Origin of the sequence: Rodentibacter trehalosifermentans, assembly GCF_002000545.1 — a bacterium.
Classification (GTDB): Bacteria; Pseudomonadota; Gammaproteobacteria; order Enterobacterales; family Pasteurellaceae; genus Rodentibacter; species Rodentibacter trehalosifermentans.
Genome location: NZ_MLHL01000106.1, coordinates 1 through 2,955, shown reverse-complemented (window position 1 = coordinate 2,955; position 2,955 = coordinate 1). Strand labels below are relative to the sequence as shown.

Annotated in this window: 1 protein-coding gene; it reads left to right on the top strand. The window is 45.9% G+C overall.

Features of this window, described 5'->3' with window-relative positions; all coding sequences use genetic code 11:
* Nucleotides 1–38: 38 nt before the first annotated feature.
* Nucleotides 39–2,955: hypothetical protein (locus BKK52_RS13090; RefSeq protein ID WP_158076059.1), on the top strand; the 2,917-nt coding region annotated here is incomplete at its 3' end.

The window sequence follows — 2,955 nt, the reverse complement described above, 5'->3', positions numbered from 1 at the left end:
GGATTGTCAATCAGGGTGTCATCAGCAGCCGGGCGCAGATGCAACTGAATACCCAATCTGATTTCGTGCAACAAGGTAAAGTGGAAACGGCACAAGGTGATGTCCATATTCGTGCGAAAAATAAGATTGAACAAACCGGTGCAACAATTGCAGGTGGACATATTCGCTATGGTGCCGATACGGTTGAGGCGTCCGGCACGTCTATATTGGCGGCGGGTGTGGGGGAAAGTGATAAACCTAGTGAAATCAATCACACCTCATCAAGAAAAAATCTGGAGATTAACACCGCGCAACATACGGTAGCAAAAGGGAAAAATATTGCTTCAGGCAAGGTGGCGATTCAAGCTGCCAAGGTGGATGTGAGTGAGAGCCAAACCGGTGGATATGATGTGCATCTTGTTGCTCGTCAGCGTGGTATTAAGGCTAACCGAGCCACCCTGATGGCGGAAAATGCGTTGGTGTTGCACACGCCTTTAACTCTCTCAACCGAACAGGCGGATTTAAAAGCGGATTGGATTAATGCCACGGCACAACGTGTTGAAAATCAAGGCGGATGTTGGGCAAGCCAAGGGTTACGTGATTTTACACTGAATTTAGAAAAGGGGTTAAATAACGAAAAAGGCTTGGTGCTTGCCGGCGGCAATATGGTGTTGAATCAAACGGGGCAATTTCTCAATAATGCACAAGGGCGTTTATTGAGTGGGAAAGATTTAACCCTCAATGCGCAGTCTTTGAATAATCAGGCGGGGCTTGTGGTGGCGGATGGTTCGGCAACATTGACGATAAGCCGGGCGATTCAAAACCGGAAGGTGAGCGATACCGGTTCGCTTATTCAAGCACAACACCATTTAACGGTGAGAGCGGAAACCTTAGAGAACGCCCAAACGAAGGCGGCGGCACAAGCTGTGCCAACGCAAGGTTTACTTGCCGGTGAGATGGCGGTGCAGGCGAAAACCTTGGATAACCAACGAGGTGGGATTTATTCGGTTTCTTCTCAAGTGTTAAATATTGCTCAAATGCTTCAAAATACACAAGGGGAATTATTCTCAACAGGCGATATTCATATTAAAGGCGATAATGCTTATCTTAAAAATACGCAAGGGGCTATTAGCGCCGCAAAACAACTTACCATTCAAGCTAACGAATTATCGGGCGATGGCGATATTGAAGCCAATCATACGCAAATCCAATTGGCACAAGCTTTTGATAATCATCGTGATTTAGTGGGGCGTAGCAGTTTAAGCCTTAGCACTCAAGGTCAATTAACTAATCATGCCGGCTTGCTTTCAGAGGGCGGCACGACATTAAATGCGCAAAATATTGAAAACACCGAAGCGGGAGAAATTCAAGGAAAACAGACCGCACTTTCTGCTACGCAACATCTTGTTAACCAAGGATTGATTAAAGGTTCTGTAGAAAATGCTATCAAAGTGGGTGATACCTTAACGAATATTGGCTTAGGACGAATTTATGGGGGACATATTGCCTTACAAGCCAGCAATAAAATCCTGAATACGGACGAATTACAAGCGGATGGTACGATAAAATCTGCGGTGGTCGCGGCAAAACATCGCCTTGATATTGCTGCCCCTTTAGTAGAAAACAGCAAAACGGTTTTTACTCAAAAATGGGCGTTTAACGGACTAGGTGGGATGCTTGCCTCTGAAGGGCAAATTGTTTTTGGTCGCACGCTTGATGAACACAATCAAGCACAAGGGTTGGGGGATAAACTCCTTAATGAAGGCGCGTTAATTGAGGGGCGTGGCATTGAATTGGGTGTGCGTGAAACCCTCAATAAAAATGCACGGATTGATACCCGTTTGGAAGAAACTCACCGTCAACGCGACCTCAACGAGCATTATTTATTAGAAAATGGCAGTCGCGAACGCATTAATTTCGATCAGCTTCGTTGGGCCTCTTTTAGTCGTGCGGGTAAAGTGGTGTATAAAAATCAAACGGCAGCAACCCGCCCGGCAGATGGAAAAATTGAGGGCTATATTCTCCCTCAACCCAATGAAGAAGTCTGTGCAGACGAACAAACCCGCACCGGCTGTGTAGTAAAACCGCAAGCCCTCTATTTAAGTGATGATCTGGTGTGGGCGGCATTTAATATTACCCCCCCATCCACTGAACCGGAAAGACCGGATTTAAGCGGACTGGATGAAACCTTAAAACACCCCCCTGAAGAGCCGGAATTACCAGTAAGAACATGGTATAACCGTCATTACTATGCTCGCCTGATGCAAGAGTATGAAGCGAAAATGGTTGCCTATCGACAAGCCCTTGCCGAGTATGAAACGAAACTGGTGGCGTATTCTGCGCAAATGAAACCTCATTTTGATTGGGCAAAAGAAAATGAACAAGCCTTTGAACAGCTTGATGCTGCGATTCTTGAGCATAACCGAAAACTTGCCGGAAAAGAATTTTATCGTTTTTGGGATATTTATGTGAATGAACGTATTTTCAGCGAAACGAAAGTGAAGGAAACGCACCCGGGGAAAATATTAAGCCAAGGGGATATCACCTTTACCGGCGATGTTGAAAATAACCGTAGTCAAATGATTGCTTCCGGGCAGATTTATAATCCGAATAACCTGTCACAAGCCATCAACAATATTGAAGAAATGGGCATCACCCAAGTGGTGGATAAAGGCACACAAGAATGGACTTATTCCCGCTGGCGTGGTGGATTTAAGCGTTATCACCAACGCAAATGGGACGGTAAACATGATTATGAAAACATCACCATTACCCCTCTTGCGTTAAATCAAGTTAAAACGGAATCTTACAGCACCTTTGCTTCGCAAGCAGAGAAAGCCAATCTTGCGATGGAACAAATTTCCCTTGCGGATAACAGCAAAGTGGGAACTGGGGTGGCTCAGTCTCAGTCGGCGGCAAGTGTGCGGGAAATTCGCACCATCGGGGCGGATGTGAGCTTGCCAAGCTCAAGCCTTT